Annotated in this window: 14 protein-coding genes; 5 read left to right on the top strand and 9 right to left on the bottom strand. The window is 66.3% G+C overall.

The features are described 5' to 3' along the window. The first annotated feature begins 92 nt into the window (after positions 1-92). A complete protein-coding gene (locus tag PKE72_RS00205) occupies positions 93-2,108 on the top strand; it encodes a phosphocholine-specific phospholipase C (RefSeq protein ID WP_271163463.1) in 2,016 nt (671 codons plus the stop codon). Here the strand turns inward: PKE72_RS00205 and PKE72_RS00200 are convergent, their stop codons facing one another. The 6 genes from PKE72_RS00200 to PKE72_RS00175 all read right to left on the bottom strand — a co-directional run bounded on the left by PKE72_RS00200 (position 2,109) and on the right by PKE72_RS00175 (position 8,270). Continuing rightward, a complete protein-coding gene (locus tag PKE72_RS00200; protein WP_271163462.1) occupies positions 2,109-2,552 on the bottom strand; it encodes a hypothetical protein in 444 nt (147 codons plus the stop codon). Positions 2,553-2,667: 115 nt separating this feature from the next. Then, complete coding sequence (locus tag PKE72_RS00195; protein ID WP_271163461.1) at positions 2,668-3,084, bottom strand: DUF6491 family protein; 417 nt, start codon at positions 3,082-3,084, stop codon at positions 2,668-2,670. 67 nt (positions 3,085-3,151) lie between these two features. Continuing rightward, on the bottom strand, positions 3,152-4,957 hold the full coding sequence (gene mnmC, locus PKE72_RS00190; RefSeq protein WP_271163460.1) for a bifunctional tRNA (5-methylaminomethyl-2-thiouridine)(34)-methyltransferase MnmC2/FAD-dependent 5-carboxymethylaminomethyl-2-thiouridine(34) oxidoreductase MnmC1: 1,806 nt from the start codon (positions 4,955-4,957) through the stop codon (positions 3,152-3,154). 82 nt (positions 4,958-5,039) lie between these two features. Next, positions 5,040-5,372 (bottom strand): hypothetical protein, encoded by a 333-nt coding sequence (locus tag PKE72_RS00185; RefSeq protein WP_271163459.1) that lies wholly within the window; start codon positions 5,370-5,372, stop codon positions 5,040-5,042. A gap of 145 nt (positions 5,373-5,517) precedes the next feature. Then, complete coding sequence (gene motA, locus PKE72_RS00180) at positions 5,518-6,384, bottom strand: flagellar motor stator protein MotA (RefSeq protein WP_271163458.1); 867 nt, start codon at positions 6,382-6,384, stop codon at positions 5,518-5,520. A gap of 86 nt (positions 6,385-6,470) precedes the next feature. Then, positions 6,471-8,270: a long-chain-acyl-CoA synthetase gene (locus PKE72_RS00175; RefSeq protein WP_271163457.1), complete on the bottom strand. Its 1,800-nt coding sequence runs from the start codon at positions 8,268-8,270 to the stop codon at positions 6,471-6,473. Positions 8,271-8,592: 322 nt separating this feature from the next. Here PKE72_RS00175 and PKE72_RS00170 point away from each other — a divergent pair, with 322 nt between their 5' ends. Next, a complete protein-coding gene (locus PKE72_RS00170; RefSeq protein WP_271163456.1) occupies positions 8,593-9,153 on the top strand; it encodes a hypothetical protein in 561 nt (186 codons plus the stop codon). A gap of 54 nt (positions 9,154-9,207) precedes the next feature. Here PKE72_RS00170 and PKE72_RS00165 read toward each other — a convergent pair whose 3' ends face one another. Continuing rightward, positions 9,208-9,753 (bottom strand): lipocalin family protein, encoded by a 546-nt coding sequence (locus PKE72_RS00165; protein ID WP_271163455.1) that lies wholly within the window; start codon positions 9,751-9,753, stop codon positions 9,208-9,210. Between the two features lie 171 nt (positions 9,754-9,924). Between PKE72_RS00165 and cysD the strand changes: the two genes are divergently transcribed. Further along, a complete protein-coding gene (gene cysD, locus PKE72_RS00160) occupies positions 9,925-10,899 on the top strand; it encodes a sulfate adenylyltransferase subunit CysD (RefSeq protein WP_373878057.1) in 975 nt (324 codons plus the stop codon). Beyond that, complete coding sequence (gene cysN / locus PKE72_RS00155; RefSeq protein ID WP_271163453.1) at positions 10,899-12,812, top strand: sulfate adenylyltransferase subunit CysN; 1,914 nt, start codon at positions 10,899-10,901, stop codon at positions 12,810-12,812. Before cysD ends, cysN begins: the two co-directional genes overlap by 1 nt. 18 nt (positions 12,813-12,830) lie before the next feature. Here cysN and PKE72_RS00150 read toward each other — a convergent pair whose 3' ends face one another. Further along, positions 12,831-13,805, bottom strand: coding sequence for an SDR family NAD(P)-dependent oxidoreductase (locus PKE72_RS00150; RefSeq protein WP_373878056.1), 975 nt, complete (start codon positions 13,803-13,805; stop codon positions 12,831-12,833). Positions 13,806-13,979: 174 nt separating this feature from the next. Further along, positions 13,980-16,187, bottom strand: coding sequence for a GumC family protein (locus PKE72_RS00145; RefSeq protein WP_271163451.1), 2,208 nt, complete (start codon positions 16,185-16,187; stop codon positions 13,980-13,982). 337 nt (positions 16,188-16,524) lie between these two features. Between PKE72_RS00145 and PKE72_RS00140 the strand changes: the two genes are divergently transcribed. Continuing rightward, complete coding sequence (locus PKE72_RS00140; protein ID WP_271163450.1) at positions 16,525-17,169, top strand: glutathione S-transferase; 645 nt, start codon at positions 16,525-16,527, stop codon at positions 17,167-17,169. The last annotated feature ends 7 nt before the right edge of the window (positions 17,170-17,176 follow it).

Here is a 17,176-nt window from a genome sequence, read left to right as displayed (position 1 = left end):
TTCTATGAACCTCGCGCATCGACGCCGAGGTTAAGCTAGGCCGTCGTCGCCTATGTCGGCCCCCGTGGCCGCCGCCTCAGCACGGACGCGCCATGCCCCAGATCGATCGTCGCGGCCTATTGGCCGGCCTCGCCGCCGCCGCCGCTTTTCCGTCGTTGGCGCGGGCCTTGAGTATTGCGCCCAGGGTGCGGACCGGCACGATCCAGGACGTCGACCATGTGGTGATCCTGATGCAGGAGAACCGGTCGTTCGATCACTACTTCGGCACGATGAACGGGGTGCGGGGCTTCTCGGATCCGCATCCGGCCCCGGCGCCGGGCGTCGACGGCAAGTCCCGAGACGTCCTGCTCCAGCACGACGGCGGCGGCGAGGGGCCGGCGTGGCTGGCGCCCTTTCCACTGAACACCCGCCAGACCTTCGCCCATATGCGGGTCGAGGGCACACCGCACAGCTGGCCCGACGCCCAGGCGGCCTGGGATGACGGACGGATGGGGCGCTGGCCCGAGGCCAAGCATGCCCATTCCATGGGCTATTACGAGCGGGCGGACATCCCCTTTCAGTACGCCATGGCCGACGCCTTCACCCTGTGCGACGCCTATTTCTGCGCGCTGCAGACCGGCACCAATCCCAACCGGGTCATGCTGTGGTCGGGCACGAACGACGGGTCGGGCGAGCGGGGCGGCCCCTGTATCGGCAATTCGCACGACAATCTGCCGCGTGACGGCGGCGACGAGGAGCCCTATCGCTGGACCACCTATGTGGAGCGGTTGCAGGCGGCGGGGATCGACTGGCGCGTCTATCAGGACATGGCCGACAATTTCACCGACAATCCTCTGGTCGGTTTCGAGGCCTTCCAGAAGGCCGCAATAGGTGCGCCGGGATCGGATCCGGCCCTGGTCGAACGGGGCCTGACCACGCGGGCGCTGGACGGGCTGAAGGCCGACGTCCTGGCCGGGCGACTGCCCCAGGTCTCCTATGTCATCGCCACCGCCAGCGGCTCGGAACACCCCGGCCCGTCCAGCCCGGCCCAGGGCGCAGACTATACGTCTCAGGTGATCGACGCCCTGACTGCGGACCCGGACGTCTGGGCGCGCACGGTCCTGCTGGTCAATTTCGACGAGAACGACGGCTTCTTCGACCATGTGCCGCCGCCGGCGCCGCCGTCGCGCGACGCCCAGGGCGGCCTGCGGGGCGGCTCGACCGTCGATCTGTCGGGCGAATATCACCTTCAGGCCGCCCTCGCCGACAAGCAGCTGGACCTGCCACAGTATCGCGGGCGCCCCTACGGCCTGGGCCCACGCGTGCCCATGTATGTGCTGTCGCCCTGGAGTCGAGGCGGAAAGGTCAATTCCGAAGTGTTCGACCACACTTCAGTGATCCGCTTCCTGGAGGCCCGGTTCGGCGTCATGGAGCCCAATATCTCGCCCTGGCGCCGGGCCGTCTGCGGCGACCTGACCTCCTGCCTGGACTTCAGCGGCTTGGACGCCCGGCTGGTTTCACTGCCCGCGACCCAAGACGCCGCCGTGCGCGCCGCCGCCCTTGCCGGACGCACCACCCCCCCGATCCCGGCGACCCCGGCGCGTGCCGAGCAGGTCTCCGGTTTCAGACCAGCCTGCCCCAGCGTTTATGCGTTGGAGTGCGGGCACGAAATTCTGGCCGACGGCGGCGTGCGTCTGTCCTTCGTCAACACCGGCGTTCGGGCGGCGGTGTTCCACGTCTATGACCGTCTGGACCTTGAGGCCGGCCCCCGGCGCTATACGGTCGAAGGCGGCAAACAGCTTCAGGACGTCTGGGCGGGATCGGGCGGCGTGGATGTCCAGATCATGGGCCCGGAGGGCTTCCATCGCCGCTTCGTCGGATCGGGCGCGGCTCAGAGGGTGTCCGCGCGGCTGGATTGGTCCGGCCGGGCGCCTGTCCTGTTGCTGACCGGCAAGGGCGCGGCGCGGGTCGATCTCGGCCAAGGCGAACGGGGTGTCGCCGTCGACGGCGAACACAGGATTCGCATCGAGGGGATGGACGCCAATCAGACCTATGACCTGTCTGTCGAAGTCGGCGGCTGGCGAAGCGAGTTCGCCGGTCGGGTCCCGGCCGCGCCGTCCAAGGCCTGATCAGCCGCCCCGTCCGCCCGCGATAAAGGCGGAGACCGTCGGGAAGGACTTGCCCTGTGGCCGCATGTCCTCGCAAGCGAAGGATTTCAGTCCTCCATAGACGCCGCCCGACGGGGTGGCGTCCCAAGGGCTCTCATCGGCGTAGCGGTCGGTTTCCGCTCCGTCCGGGCCATGGGTGATCGTTGCGACCGTGCGGGACTGACCGTCGGAACAGCGGATGGCGACATCCTCGACCTCGTGGCTCAGGTCGGCGGCTTCGCCTCGGGCCGGAACGCGGGCGAAACGGACAGTCGTGACGCCGTCCGTGGCTGTCAGCGTGTCCTGATCCACGATGTAGACGATGCTGTCGCTGGCTGAAAAGCGGGTCCAGGTCTCAGCCGCCACAGGCGAGGCCGCCGCCAGGATGCCGAGGCTTAAGACTGTCAGTTTGGCGATTCCGCGCATGATGATCCTCCCGTTAGGGGAGGGATTTGATACCCGTGATCGTCCAATTTCAAGCCGGTTCCAAATACGCGTTCCGGCGCCCCGAACAGGGGCAGCGGCAGGGCCAGGAACGGAGTCAGGGACGGGCGCGGCTCGGCAGGGCGGCGACCTCTTCAGCGTTCAGCGACTTGGTCACGAAGGCCCGGCATTTGCCCGATCCGAACGACGCGCCGGGCACCAGGACGTGGACGGAATCGCCGACGCAGACATTGTCCGAACCACCGGCCGTCGGCGTCACGGCGATTGATACGGCGGAATCGAGATCGGGACAGCCGCCGGCGGTGTTGATCAGGAAGACATCGTCACGCAGCGAGCGGATATAGAGGTCCGCTTGCCGGTCGACCCGGAAGTTGCGGATATTGTCGGTGCGGAAACAGCGGGCCGTCGTGCTTTCACCCTCTGCGACGGCCGCGGTCGTCGCTGCGGGCGCACAGGCCGAAAGGCAGAGAGCGGCGGCTGTCGAGGCGACCAGGGTCAAAGACAGAATACGCATCGAAAATCCCCTTGCTGGCGGCAGGGCAAGCTAACCGCGACGCAGATGAACAGAGGCTGAACCGCGCTCAGGCCGCCGACGGGCGATCTGGATCGACCCGCGACGCCCACGCTGCCGGAAGCGGCGAGGGGGCGCCTGAAATCAGCGCCGCCACATGTTCGCCCAGCAGGGGCGCGACACAGAGACCGCGCGAGCCTAATCCGGTCAAGACATAGACCCCGTCCGCCCGCCGTCCGACCAGGGGCAGGCGGTCGCGCGTGGTGGCGCGAATGGCCACGCGGCGATGGCGGTCGGCCGTCTCCGCCTGTTCGGCGAGCCGGGGCAGACGGTCGCGCAGGATTTCGAGATTCTTCGCGGTTTCGGCGTCTCGAGGTTCGAGCGAGACGTCGCCCCGCCCATGGCTCGCCCCGAACAGGACGCCCGTCTGCATCGGGGCGATGTAGCCGCCCCAGGCCGCTGCGGGCGCGGATGGCCCCTCGCACCAGTCGGCCTGGCCCCGGACGGGCGTCAGGCTGTTCGTCGGCGACAGTTCGGCCGACCCCCAGCCGGCCGTCACGACGACGGCGTCGGCCCGGGCCAGAGCCCGCCCCTCGGCGTCATGAATGATCCAGCCGTCGGCGTCCCGTGTGATCCGGGCTGCGAAGCCCTTTACGACGTCCGCTCCAGCCAGCCAGGCGTTCAGGGCGGCGGCGGGCTGGATGACGCGGGCGTCGGCCATCAGCAGCCCGCCTTCGGTCACCGGTTCGCCCAACCGCGCCTCCGCCCCCTCGGCGTCGATGACGGTCATGGCGCCCTCGCGCCAGATTGGCTGGGCCGCAATCTTGGCGAAGCGTGCGGCGTCGCGCGGCGCCTGTGGCAATTGCAGGACGCCCCGGTCCAGCACGGCGCCGGGCGTGGCCTCATAGAGATGTCGCGCCCGCTCCAGCGCCTGGGCGTAAAGGCCCGCGATGGCCTGATCGCCGGCGTCCAGTCGCGGCGTCGCCAGACCGGCCGGAAAGCCCGATCCCCCCGCGCCGGGACGCTCGCCTTCGATGACGATTGCGGCGATCCCTGCTTCTGTCAGGGCGCGCACGACAGAGGCTCCAGCGATCCCGGCGCCGATGACGGCGACGCGGCCAGAGACGCGGCCAGAGACGCGGGTAGGCCCGGCGGGGCGAGCGCCAGGGGCTTCGTTCGTTCGGCGCGCCTCCAGCCGTTCGCGTTTGCGACCGTGGCCGGGCTTTTTCTCGACGACGAAACCGCGCTCCGCCAATCCCCGCCGCACCGCCCCCGCCACGGTGAAGGTGGCCACGCGTGCGTCGGGTGCTGAACGGGCTGCGATCCCGTCCATCACCTCTTGCGACCACATGCCGGGATTCAAAGCAGGCGAAAACCCGTCCAGGAACCAGGCGTCCGCCTGACCCGGCCATTGGTCCAGCGCCCAGGCCGCGTCCCCGACAGCCAGATCGAGCACCGCGTTGAACGCCGGCAGGTCCAGGCGGTGGAATCCGGGCGTCCGATCCGGCCAAGCCTCGGTCAGGGCGTGCGCGGCCTGCGCCAACTCGGGCCAGTTCGACAGGGCGCGGCGCGCCTCCTCGGCGGTCAGAGGGAAGCCTTCGATGGAGAAGATGTGCAGCCGCCCGCCTTCCGGCCGAGTCCGTCGCCACAGGTCCAGCAGGGCGACGATGTTCAGACCGGTGCCGAACCCCAGTTCCGCCACGGTGAACCGGCGCCGCCCGGCCCAGGCTTCGGGCAGTCCGCAGCCTTCCAGAAAGACAGCCCGGGTCTCCGCCAGCCCGTCATCGCGCGAGAAATAGACATCGCCGAACCGTCCCGAACGGGGTTCGTCTTCATCAGTCCAGGTCAGGTGTGGGGAGGTGTCGTCACGCGTCATGGCGCGGCTCTAGCACCTCCGACCCCCAATACGAAAAAGGCCGCCTCCGTGCGGAGGCGGCCTGTTCCTGAACCCGGTGGTTTCAGTGCCCTTCGTTATGGTCGGCGCCATGATCGGGGGCCGGAGCGGCGGCCGGAGCAGCGGCTGGCGCTGACGCTGCGGCGGCATGGGTGGTGTCGCCTGCGGGATGAGCCTCGTCGGCCGCCGTGGCGGCGCCGGCGTCCTGTGCGGCTTCATTCGCGGCGGCTGCGGCCTCCGCTGCGGCCTGTTCGGCGGTCAGGGCGGCGTCGGCGGCGGTGCCGGCGGCTTCAACAGCGTCGCTGGCGGCTTCGTGGGCCTTTTCCTCCGGCGCCTTCTGGCATCCTGCGATGACGAGTGCGGCGACCGAGGCGGCGACGATAGCGGTGATGCGCATGGGATATCCTCCGACTGCTGTTCGCGAGGTCTGAAGCCTCGCCTCAAACGATAAGACCGCCCGGAACCCCGGGGCAAGCCGGGAACGGCGGCGTCAGGCCGCGTCTGAAACTGTTCGGCGGACCCGATGTTCCGCCCGTTCAGCCTCAGTCGCTGCCGATATTGTTCAGCACTTCTTCCATTTCTGCGAACGAAGGCTGGCAGGCGGACGGAATGTCGCCCCGGCCGATTTCGACCGAAATCTGGGCCGCATTGCCGTGCAGGTGGGCGATCAGCACCGATTGGATCATCTTGTAGTAGGCCGCTTCCTCATTGACGATCGCGGTCAGGCGCGCGGCAAACGGACCGACCAGGCCATAGGCCAGGAACACGCCCATGAAGGTGCCCACCAGGGCGCCGCCGATCATGGTGCCCAGAACTTCCGGCGGCTCGGTGATCGACCCCATGGTCTTGATCACGCCGAGCACGGCGGCAACGATGCCCAGAGCGGGCAGGCCGTCGGCCAAGGTCTGCAGGGCGTGGGCGTTCTCGAGATGCTCGTGGTGATGCTTCTCGAGCTGTTTCTCCATCGCGTCCTCGACCTGGTGCGGATCCTCCAGGTTCATCGTCATCATCCGCAATGTGTCGCAGATGAAGTCGACCGCGAAATGGTCCTTCAGCACCTTGGGGTACTTCTGGAAAATCGTCGATTCCTTGGGCTTTTCGATGTGGCTTTCCAGGGCGACGACGCCCTTGGATTTCATCGTCTTGGTCAGCTGGAACAGCAGGGACAGCAGGTCCTTGTAGTCCTGCTTCTTCCACTTCGGTCCGGCGAAGGTCTTGCCCAGGCCGGCCATGGAGCCCTTGATGACCGTCATCGAATTGGAGATCAGGAAGGCGGCTATGCCCGCTCCGCCGATCGCCATGAGTTCGTGCGGCGCCGCGTGGAGAATGACCTCGAACTTGCCCCCAGAGATGGCGTAGCTGCCGAAGACGAGACCGAACAGCAGCACAATGCCGATGATCTGGAACATGTGACGCAATACCCTGACCCGAGAGGGCCTAAGGATGGGCCTTTAATGATTAAGACGGCGTTTCGCGAACGCCGTCTTATCTCGCTTCAGAGGCGGCCTTCGCCGTTCAGAATGGCGGTGCGCGCCGCCGGCGTCAGCTTCTGATAGCCGGTCTTGCCGCCACGCACATACAGCGCCGCCCCGGTCTTGTCGGGATCGAAGCCGTCCGCCACCAGGTCAGCCTTGCGGTATTTGAAGGTGCCGGTGGTCTCGGCCGCTTCGATCAGGCGCACGAATACGGGCTGGGCGTAGGCGGGCAGGCGTTCCTCGACATGGGCGGCGAAGGCCTTGGGGTCGAACTTGGCGTCGGTCACCAGGGCCGCCATCCCGGCCTTGCCGTCCTGACCGGGCACCGGCACGCCATAGACGATGGCCTCCGACACGCCGGGCCCCTCCATCAGCGCCTGTTCGACCTCGGAGGTCGAAACGTTCTCGCCCTTCCAGCGGAAGGTGTCGCCCAGCCGGTCGACGAAGTAGAAGTAGCCCTCGGCGTCCTGTTTCATCAGGTCGCCGGTGCGGAACCAGCGGTCGCCCTTCTTGAAAACGTCGGTCAGAATCTTCTTCTGCGAAGCGGCCTTGTCGGCATAACCCGAGAAGTCGTGGCGAATGTCGTTGCCGATCTCGCCGATGGCCTCGCCGATCTCGCCGACCTTGGCCAGTCGGCACAGGCCGTCCGGGCCGCGGATCGGCTGTTCGCTGTCCACATCGAACTGGACCAGCCGGATATTGATCTGCTTCTTCAGATAGCTGGGCACGCGGCCGATGGCGCCCTGTTTGCCGTCGAAGTTGAACAGGGAGACATTGCCCTCGGTCGAGCCGTAGAACTCGAGTACGTCGGGAATGGCGAACCGGCTTTGGAACTCGGGCCAGACGTCGGCGCGCAGGCCGTTGCCGAAGGCGAGCCGCAGCTTGTGCTTCTGCTCATAGGCCTGGGGCGGGCAGTTCACCAGATAGCGGCACAGTTCGCCGATATAGACGAACATGGTCGCCCCGGACGCCACGACGTCGGGCCAGAAGCTGGAGGCGGAGAAGCGTTTGCGGATAACCAGCCGGGCGCCGTTCAGCAAGGCCGCGCCGACCCCGACCAGACCACCGGTCGAGTGATACAGTGGCAGGACGTTGAAGATCCGGTCCTTCGGCGTCGAGCGCGTGGCGCCGGCGAAGGCGCGCATATAGGTCCGGGCGCGCGAATGGGGGATGCGCGCCGCCTTCGGCAGGCCAGTGGTGCCCGAGGTGTAGATGTACAGCGCGGTGTCGCGGTTGGTCAGGCCCTCGCGGACCGAGCGGGCGGGACGCACGGACGAGGCGCCGCGCACAGGCTTGTCCAGGCCGCGCCGGTCGCTGGTCTCGTCCTCGTCGCCCAGACCCAGAACCCACAGCATCAGGCTGTGGCCGACCAGGGGGCGAGTCGCCTCGACCTGACGCCAGCAGTCCTCGTCCGCCACCACCTGGAAGGCGTTGGAGATGGTCAGGCAGTGGGCTAGGCCGGGGCCGCTGAGGTTGGTGTTGATCAGGGCCGTGGCGATGCCGACCTTGGAGAAACCGATCCAGGCCGCCAGATACTCGACCCGGTTGGTCATCATCAGGGCGATGGTGTCGCCCCGGTTCAGACCCCGACCTTTCGCCCAGTGGCCATAGCGGTTCGCCATGGCGTCCAGGTCGCGATAGGTCAGGCTGCGGCGCTCGTCCTCGAGGGCCACATTGTCGGGGAATTTGTCGACGGCTTCTTCAATGTCGTCACACAGCAGGACGTCGCTATCCAGCTCGATCGGCTTGATGCGCTTGAGCAGACGGAACAGGCCGCGTGCGAACCGCACGTCCCTACCGATATTCGCTACCAAACCCATGCTCGCCGTTACTCCGGTCTATGCGTGTTCCACCCGCCCTCGTGATGAACGAAGGCGGCCCGTCCGGTCAACCGCGCGGCGAATAAACGCCTTGAAACCATCGCGATCATCGAGGGCCGTGTCTCATTTGTTCCGGTGACGTCGGGGAAATCCAGAGCCTGCCCGCGGATTTTTCCGCTTTAATGTGTGCATTCAGACCCGGAAAAGATCTGATCTCGCCCCAACTGCGGCCGAAGCTGTGCTTCTTCAAGGTCATTGCTGGGGAGCGGGAACAACCTCGAAGAACGGCGTGTTGTTTGTTCGATCTTATGGAGGACACATCATGTCGATGACTTATGCAGACGCCAAGCCTGACATCGCTTCTATGGATGCGACCGGTCGCGCCACTGACGGGGTCTTTGTGCCGCGCTACGCGCAGCGCCGTCACAAGAGCAACAAGCCGGTGAAGACCTGGATGATCATCGCCCCGATCGGCGCACTCGCCGTCATCGGCACGGCGGCGGCTCTGATGATGGGTGGCGGCGAGCAGGCTGCGCCGGCGGCCCCGGCTGAGTCGGTTTCCACTTTGGCGCCCGCGACGCAGACGGCGCCGACGGCCTTGGCGCCGGTTGCAACGCCCTTGGCTGAGCCGACCCCTGTTCAGGCTCCGGTTCAGGCGGCCCCCGCAGCCGAGCCGACGCCGCGCCAGGCTGAACCTGCGCCACGCCGCGCCGCGCCGGCGGCGGAACGCCCCGCCGCCCGAGTCGAAACGCCGGCTGAGCCGACCGGCCCGCAGCCCTACAGCGCGGCGTCCACTCCCGCTCTGAACACGGCGCCGGCAGCCTCGGCTCCGTCGGTCCAGGTCCAGTCGCCGCCGACGGTATCGGTCCAGCCGATGAACTGACCGTCGTCACGATGAAAAAGGCCCCGGCGTTCGCCGGGGCCTTTTGCTGTCGGCCTATCGCGTCGGCTGAGCAGGAAACTCCAACCGGCTGACGTCATAACCCAGCGCCCGCGCCCGATCCGTCAGCGCCCGCACCTCGGCCTGGGTCGGGATTTCGCGCGTATAGATGAACAGCCGTTCGAATGTCGGGTCCGCCGAGATGAACCAGCTGTAGTCGTCGGCCCGATCCAGCACCCAATAATCCCAGGTGACCAGTCCGTGCAGATAGCGCACCCGCAGCTTGGCGTTCGTGCCCGGGTCCAGGATGCGCCCGCCGCCGTCGATGCCCTTCTCCTTGCCCTCGGGCGAACCGACCTGGCAAGTGTCACGCACGTCGATGCGGTCGCCGCCGACGGGGGTGTAGATCGACGCCCCCGCCACGCAGCCGTCCGTCAACCGGTCCGGCAGCCGGGCGATTTCCAGCCAGCGCCCCGACCACAACCGCTCCAGCTCTATAGCCTTGGTCGGCTGGGGCGCCCGATATTCGGACGGCGAAGGCGCGGTCACGCAGCCCGAAAGTGAGGCAACTAGGCCGGCGGAGAGCGCCAGAGCGGCGGTCATGGATTTCATCGGGGACATCAGCCTTCTGTTCTCGCCATCAAGGCGCAACACGCGGTCAAGGTTCCGTCACCGAGGGGCGACAGGACGGGGACCGTCTCCAAAATCTCACAGCGACCACCAGTATCAATCGCTTGCGACCCATTGCACACTATCGTTTTACGTCGGCCCTCTATGGAGCCTGACCTAGTGGACGCCGCTATTCTGACCGAAGCCCTGAATAAATCCAGACTGGCCCGGCCCAGCCCCGCGCGGCTGACCCATCTTCAGCGCCTTGAGGCCGAGAGCATCCACATCATGCGCGAGGTGGCGGCTGAGGCCGAGCGCCCGGTCATGCTGTATTCGATCGGCAAGGATTCGGCGGTGATGCTGCACCTGGCGCGGAAAGCCTTCTATCCGTCCAGGCCGCCTTTCCCTTTGCTGCATGTCGATACGACGTGGAAGTTCCGCGCCATGTACGCGATGCGCGAACAGGCCGCCGCCGATCTGGGCGTCGAACTGCTGGTCCACCAAAACCCGGAAGCCGTCGCGCGCGGGATCAATCCCTTCGACCACGGCTCGGCCCTGCACACCGACCTCTGGAAGACTGAGGGATTGAAGCAGGCCCTGACCTTGCACGGCTTCGACGCGGCTTTCGGCGGCGCCCGGCGCGACGAAGAGAAGTCCCGGGCCAAGGAGCGAATCTTCTCCTTCCGCACCGCCGAGCACCGTTGGGACCCCAAGAACCAGCGCCCCGAGCTCTGGCGGCTCTACAACACCCGCAAACGGCCGGGCGAGAGCATCCGCGTCTTCCCCATCTCCAACTGGACCGAGCTGGACGTCTGGCAATATATCCACCTGGAGCAGATCCCGATCGTGCCCCTGTATCTGGCGGCGGAACGGCCGGTGGTCGAGCGGGACGGCGCCCTGATCATGGTCGATGACGACCGGTTCCGGCTGCGCCCCGGCGAGACGCCGCAGATGAAGTCGGTCCGGTTCCGCACCCTGGGCTGCTACCCCCTGACCGGAGCGGTCGAGAGCACCGCCGCGACCCTGCCCGAGGTCATCCAGGAAATGCTGCTGACCACCACCTCCGAACGCCAGGGCCGGATGATCGACCACGACCAGTCCGCCTCGATGGAGAAGAAGAAGCAGGAGGGCTATTTCTGATGGCTCACCAATCGGACCTGATCGCCCGCGACATCGACGCCTATCTGGACGCCCACCAGCACAAGAGCCTGCTGCGTTTCATCACCTGCGGCAGCGTGGACGACGGCAAGTCCACCCTGATCGGCCGGCTGCTCTACGACTCCAAGATGATCTTCGAGGATCAGATGGCGGCGCTGGAGGCGGACAGCCGCCGTGTCGGCACCCAGGGGGGCGACATCGACTTCGCCCTGTTGGTCGACGGCCTGGCCGCCGAGCGGGAGCAGGGCATCACCATCGACGTGGCCTATCGCTTCTTCTCGACCGAAAAGCGCAAATTCATCGTCGCCGACACGCCGGGCCACGAGCAGTACACCCGCAACATGGTCACCGGCGCCTCGACCGCCGACGCCGCCGTCATCCTGATCGACGCGCGCCGTGGCGTCCTGACCCAGACTCGGCGGCACGCCTATCTGGTCAGTCTGCTGGGCATCCGCCACGTCATCCTGGCGGTGAACAAGATGGACCTGATGGGCTGGTCGCAGTCCGTGTTCGACGACATCGTCGCCGACTTCCGCGCCTTCGCCGGCCAGATCGGGCTGCAGGCCTTCGACGCCATCCCCCTGTCGGCCCTGCGCGGCGACAATATCACCGAGCCCAGTCCCCATTCGCCCTGGTACGCCGGCCCGCCGTTGATGAGCCTGCTGGAGACGCTGGAAGTCGGCGACGATCTGCAGGCCGATCCGTTCCGCCTGCCGGTGCAATGGGTCAACCGCCCCGATCTCGACTTCCGCGGCTTCTCCGGCCAGATCGCCGCCGGGACCGTGCGCCCCGGCGATCCCGTCCGCGTCCTGCCGTCGGGCCGCACTTCGAGCGTGGCCCGCATCGTCACCGCCGACGGCGACCTGGATCAAGCCGTCGCCGGCCAGTCGATCACCCTGACTTTGGCCGACGAGATCGACGTTTCGCGCGGCGACGTTTTGGCCAGCGCTGACGCCCCGCCCGAGGCGGCGGATCAGTTCGAGGCCACCGTGGTCTGGATGGACGACGAGCCTCTGCTGCCGGGTCGGCCCTATTTGCTCAAGATCGGCGCCAAACTGGTGGGCGCCACCATCACCGAGCCCAAGCACAAGGTGAACGTCAACACCCTCGAGCAGCAGCCGGCCAAGCGGCTGGAGTTGAACGAGATCGGCGTCTGCAACCTCTCGCTGGACTCCCCCGTCGCCTTCGCCCCCTATGTCCAGAACAAGGATCTGGGCGGGTTTATCCTCATCGACCGGATCTCGAACCGGACGGTCGGGGCCGGCCTGCTGAACTTCGCCCTGCGCCGGGCCCACAACATCCACTGGCAAGCCTTGTCGGTCGACAAGGCGGCGCGCGCCACGATCAAGAACCAGACGGGCCGCGTCGTCTGGCTGACCGGCCTGTCCGGCGCCGGCAAATCCACCATCGCCGATCTGGTCGAAAAGCGGCTGCACGCCGACGGCCGCCACACCTATCTGCTGGACGGCGACAATGTCCGCCACGGCCTGAACCGCGATCTGGGCTTCACCGAGGAGGACCGGGTCGAGAACATCCGCCGCGTCGCCGAGGTGTCGAAACTGATGGTGGACGCCGGCCTGATCGTCCTGGTCAGCTTCATCTCCCCTTTCCGCGCCGAACGCCGCATGGCCCGCGAACTGCTGGGGCCCGGCGAGTTCGTCGAAGTCTATGTCGACACCCCCCTGGCCGTCGCCGAGCAGCGCGACGTCAAGGGCCTGTATAAAAAGGCCCGCGCCGGCGAACTGAAGAATTTCACCGGCATCGACAGCCCCTACGAAGCCCCCGAGGCTCCCGAGATCACCGTCGACACCACCAGCATGTCGCCCGAGGACGCCGCCGAACGCATCGTCGCCTGGCTGGACGGCCGGTTCTCGACCGAGGATTTCAGCATCTGATCGGGGCGGCGAGGGGGCTCACCCGTTCTCGTATCCCCGCCACCAGTCCACGAACCGGGGCAGGCCCTCGGCCAGCGTCACCTTGGGCTTGTACCCCGTCAAGGCGTTCAGCTTGGAGACGTCGGCATAGGTGGCCGTGACGTCGCCGGGCTGCATGGGCCGCATGACCTTCTCCGCCTCTGCGCCCAGGGCGCCTTCCAGCGTGGTGATCATCTCCATCAGGCCGACGGGCGAGCTGTCGCCGATGTTGTAGACTTCGTGTCCGCCCTGCGCCGGCGGATGGTCCAGCACGCCCACGATCCCGTCGACGATGTCGTCGATATAGGTGAAGTCGCGCGCCATCTTGCCTTCGCCATAGACCTCGATCGCCTCGCCGCGCGCGATCTTCTGCGTAAAGCTGAAATAGGCCATGTCGGGCCGGCCCCAGGGGCCATAGACGGTGAAGAAGCGCAGGCCCGACTGGGGGAAGCCGTACAGTTTGGCGTAGCTCTGGCTCAGCAGTTCGCACGAACGCTTGGTCGCCGCATACAGCGACACCGGCTCCACCGTCGGATCATCCTCGCGGAAGCCCGCCCCCTCCAGCGGCCGGTCGCCATAGACCGAGCTGGACGAGGCATAGACCAGATGGGTCACGCCGTTGTGGCGCGCGGCCTCCAGCATCGACAGATGGCCCGCCAGGTTGGACCGCTCATAGGCGAAGGGGTTCTCGATCGAATAGCGAACCCCGGCCTGGGCGGCCAGATGGACGATCCGCTCCACGCCGGTGTCGCGCACCAGGGCCAGCATCTGTTCGTGGTCGGCGATGTCGGCCCGCACCAGGGTGAAGCCCTCGCGCGCTTCCAGCCGCGCGGCGCGGGCTTCCTTCAGCGCCGGGTCATAGTAGTCGTTGAAATTATCGACCCCGATCACGGTCTCGCCGCGATCAAGCAGCCGTTCGGCCGTGTGCATGCCGATGAAGCCGGCCGCGCCGGTGACGAGGATCGGGGTCTTCATGACAACCACCCGATCATGCCGGTCGCGCGCATCGAACATCCTTCTTGAACAACAGGATGCCCGTCTATCGCCATTTCCCCCTTAAGGCGATGGATGGCGTCAGTGATTCTGACCGTCTAAGTAAGGCGGACGAACCGCGCGCCGCAGCGCTCGGTTCGTCCGTCCTGGCCTGGGCTAGGCCGAGTAGTATTTCTTGTACTCGCTGTAGTAGTAGCCGGCGTCGCCATAGCCCTGCTTGGCCTGGGCGTTGACATCGACCTGGGTCAGGGCGACGCCCAGGATGTAGGCGCCGGACTGCTGCAGCATCTTGATCGCCGTATTGGTGGCGCGGGCAGGGGTCTTGCGCCAGCGCGTCAGCACGATGGTCATGTCGGCCTTGGCCGCCAGAACCCGTGTGTCGGCCAGGGCCAGAACTGGCGCGGTGTCCATCAGGATCAGGTCGAACGAGCCGCGCAGCTTGGCCAATAGATCGTCCATGGCTTGTGTGCCGAACACATCCTGGGTCGCCACCACATTGGACAGCGGCAGGATATAGGCGCCCGATTCCTCGTCGCGCGTCATGATCGCTTCGAGCGTCGTCTTGCCTTGAAGCAGTTCCACCAGGCCGGCTTCGGTGTTCAAGCCCATGGCGCGGGTGACGGCGCGGCGACGCAGGTCGCAGTCCATCAGCAGAACCCGGCTTCCGGCGATGGCGGACACTTGAGCAAGGCCGACGGTCGTCGTCGTCTTGCCTTCGCCGGGAAGCGCCGAGGTGACCACCACGACTTTGCAGCCCTGGCTTCCCGCCGCATAGTTGATCGAGGTCCGCAGCGACCGGAAGGACTCGGCGAACACCGACAGTGGTCGTTTGACCGCAAAGTCGATGGGGCTGACGCCGCGATCCGCCGATTCCGCGATCGACGAGACCAGCGGAATGGAGCCGACGGCCGCCAGGCCGAGTTTGCGCTCGACGTCATCGGTCGTGCCGACGCCGGCTTCCATCATCTCCAACAGAACGACGGCGGCGAGACCTGCGCCGAGACCGAGAACCAGGCTGAGCGCCAGGTTCAGCATTACATTCGGCGCGCTTTGCGACGTCGGGATGGAGGCGCGCGACACCAGGGTGGCGTCCGCCTGTTCGGTGCCCGCCTGGGCGCTGGTCTGGCGATAGCGGTCCAGGAAGCTTTGGTAGACCGCACGCGCCGCCTCGGCGTTGCCTTCCAGCTCACGCAGTTGGACGGAAGCGCCGCTGTTGCTGGCCAGGGCGCCGCGAGCCGCCGAAAGGCTGGACTGCACCGAAGCGGTGCGTTCCTGAGCGACCCGGACCTGGGCTTCCAGGTTCGAGATGATGCGACGGATTTCGGCCTGGATCTGCGCGTCGATGTCGGCCAGTTCGCGTTGCGAACGCACCATGTCGGGGTGTAGCGGGCCGTAACGGCTGCTCATGTCCGCGACGCGGGCGCTGATGGCGGCGCGTTGCGCCCGAAGGTTCTGAACGACCTGCGATGTCAGGGCTTCGCCGACGTCGTCGCCGCTGGAGCCGGAGGCCAGCTGGGCGCGCGCAGTGCGAAGACGGGCCACCTGCTCGGCCTCTTGCGCGCGAACCGACGCCAACTGCTGATTATAGGCGGAGATTTCCTGCTCGGTCAGGGTGAAGCCCTCGGAGCTGAGCAGGTTGTTGGCGATGCGATAGTTGGAAACCGCAGCGTCCGCCGTCTGCATCTGCTGACGCAGTTCGTTCAGGCGTGAACCCAGGAAGCTGTTGGCGTCGCCGGTGGCGTCCAGCTTACGGTTCAACTGGGATTCGAGATATTTGTCGGCGAGCAGGTTGGCGATCCGGGCCGACTTGACGGGGCTTTCCGACGTGAACGACAGGTTCATGGAATAGGTCAGGCCCACACGGCGGGCGCTGAGCCGCTGGCCTATCCCACTGATGACTCTTTGGCGTTCCGCCTCGCGACCTGCCTCTGTCGTCGGGGCGCTGCGGTCGGGGGCCAGGCCGAACCAGCCCTTGACGGTTCCGACCAGACCTGGCGTTTGAAGACGATCGTTGAACTCTGGATCTTCGATCAGACGCAACTCATCGACCACGGCCGCCGCCAGCTCCGGCGACTTCAGCGCCTCGACTTCGGTATCGACCACGCTGGTCTCGGGCGTCAGCCCGGACAGGACGGCTTTCGAGTCGACTACCTCCTGAGTACGGGTGTTGATCTGAAGGTTCGCAGTGGCCGTGTATTTCGGCGTTTCGCTCAGCGTGACGAGGGCGACGATCAGGAAAACCCCCGCCGCAACGGCCGCGAACAGCTTCAGCCGACGACGGAATACCGCAATCAGGCGATGCAGGTCGATCGTCTCCCCACCAGCTTCGCGAGGGGATGGTGAATATTCGTTCGTATCAGTCATCGCACCATCATCAGGGCTCGGCCAGGGCCGGATTTTAAGGGTCGTTCCGGTCGGGAAGCGAGCGACACACTCATATACCGCACTGCACAAGAACAGCCTAGCGGTGATGAAAAGTTGGCCGAAATCGATCCAGTAACCGGAGTAGTGCCGTTCGCTCTGCAGTTACCATGCCGGTTCGCCCCGCACGAACGGATAAAAGCCTGGCCCTGATATCGGTAGGACCGTTGTTGCTGTAACTCGCCTATTGAACCTCCATATAACGCAAGACGGATCGCACTCCGGGCCGCCTTGAGGCAGCTAAGCAGAGTGCGATCTAAACCGCAGCAAAGGGACCCAAATGGAACTCATCATTGGACCACGGACCTACTCAACCTGGTCGTTGCGGGGTTGGCTGGTGATGAAGCGCACGGGCGCGGATTTCACGGTGATTGACGCTCGTTATGAGACGGAGGCGCAGAAGGCGGCGCTGCGGGAGGTGTCGCCGTCCGGCTTCGTGCCGGTGCTCAAAGTGGGCGGTGAACTCATTTGGGACACCCTGGCCATCGCCGAATGGGCCAACGAACACTATCCTCAGGCGCGGATGTGGCCAGCCGACTCAATCACCCGCGCCCTGGCCCGATCCGCGACGGCCGAAATGCATTCCGGCTTTTCCGCTCTGCGAAACTTTTGCGGCACGAGTTCTGACCGGCCCATGGTCGGCGACGCCCGGTCGGAGACCCCGTCCGACCCGGCCCTGGATCGCGATCTGTCGCGGCTGGTGACCCTGTTCGGGCAGATGCGCCGTCGTTTTGGCGCAGACGGGCCCTGGCTGTTCGGCGAATGGTCGATCGCCGACGCCTTCTATACGCCCGTCGCCGCGCGGTTGCGGCATTTCCAGATTGACCTCGCCGACTACGGCGACGACGGGACCGCCGGAGCCTATGCGGCGAGCCTGCTGGCTCAGCCCGACTTTCGTCTATGGGAGGCTGAGGCTCTGGCTTAACGGCCCG

It is taken from the genome of Brevundimonas intermedia (assembly GCF_027922165.1).
GTDB classification, from domain to species: Bacteria; Pseudomonadota; Alphaproteobacteria; order Caulobacterales; family Caulobacteraceae; genus Brevundimonas; species Brevundimonas intermedia.
The sequence above is the reverse complement of the archived record's forward strand: the minus strand, read 5'-3'. Positions and strand labels throughout refer to the sequence as shown.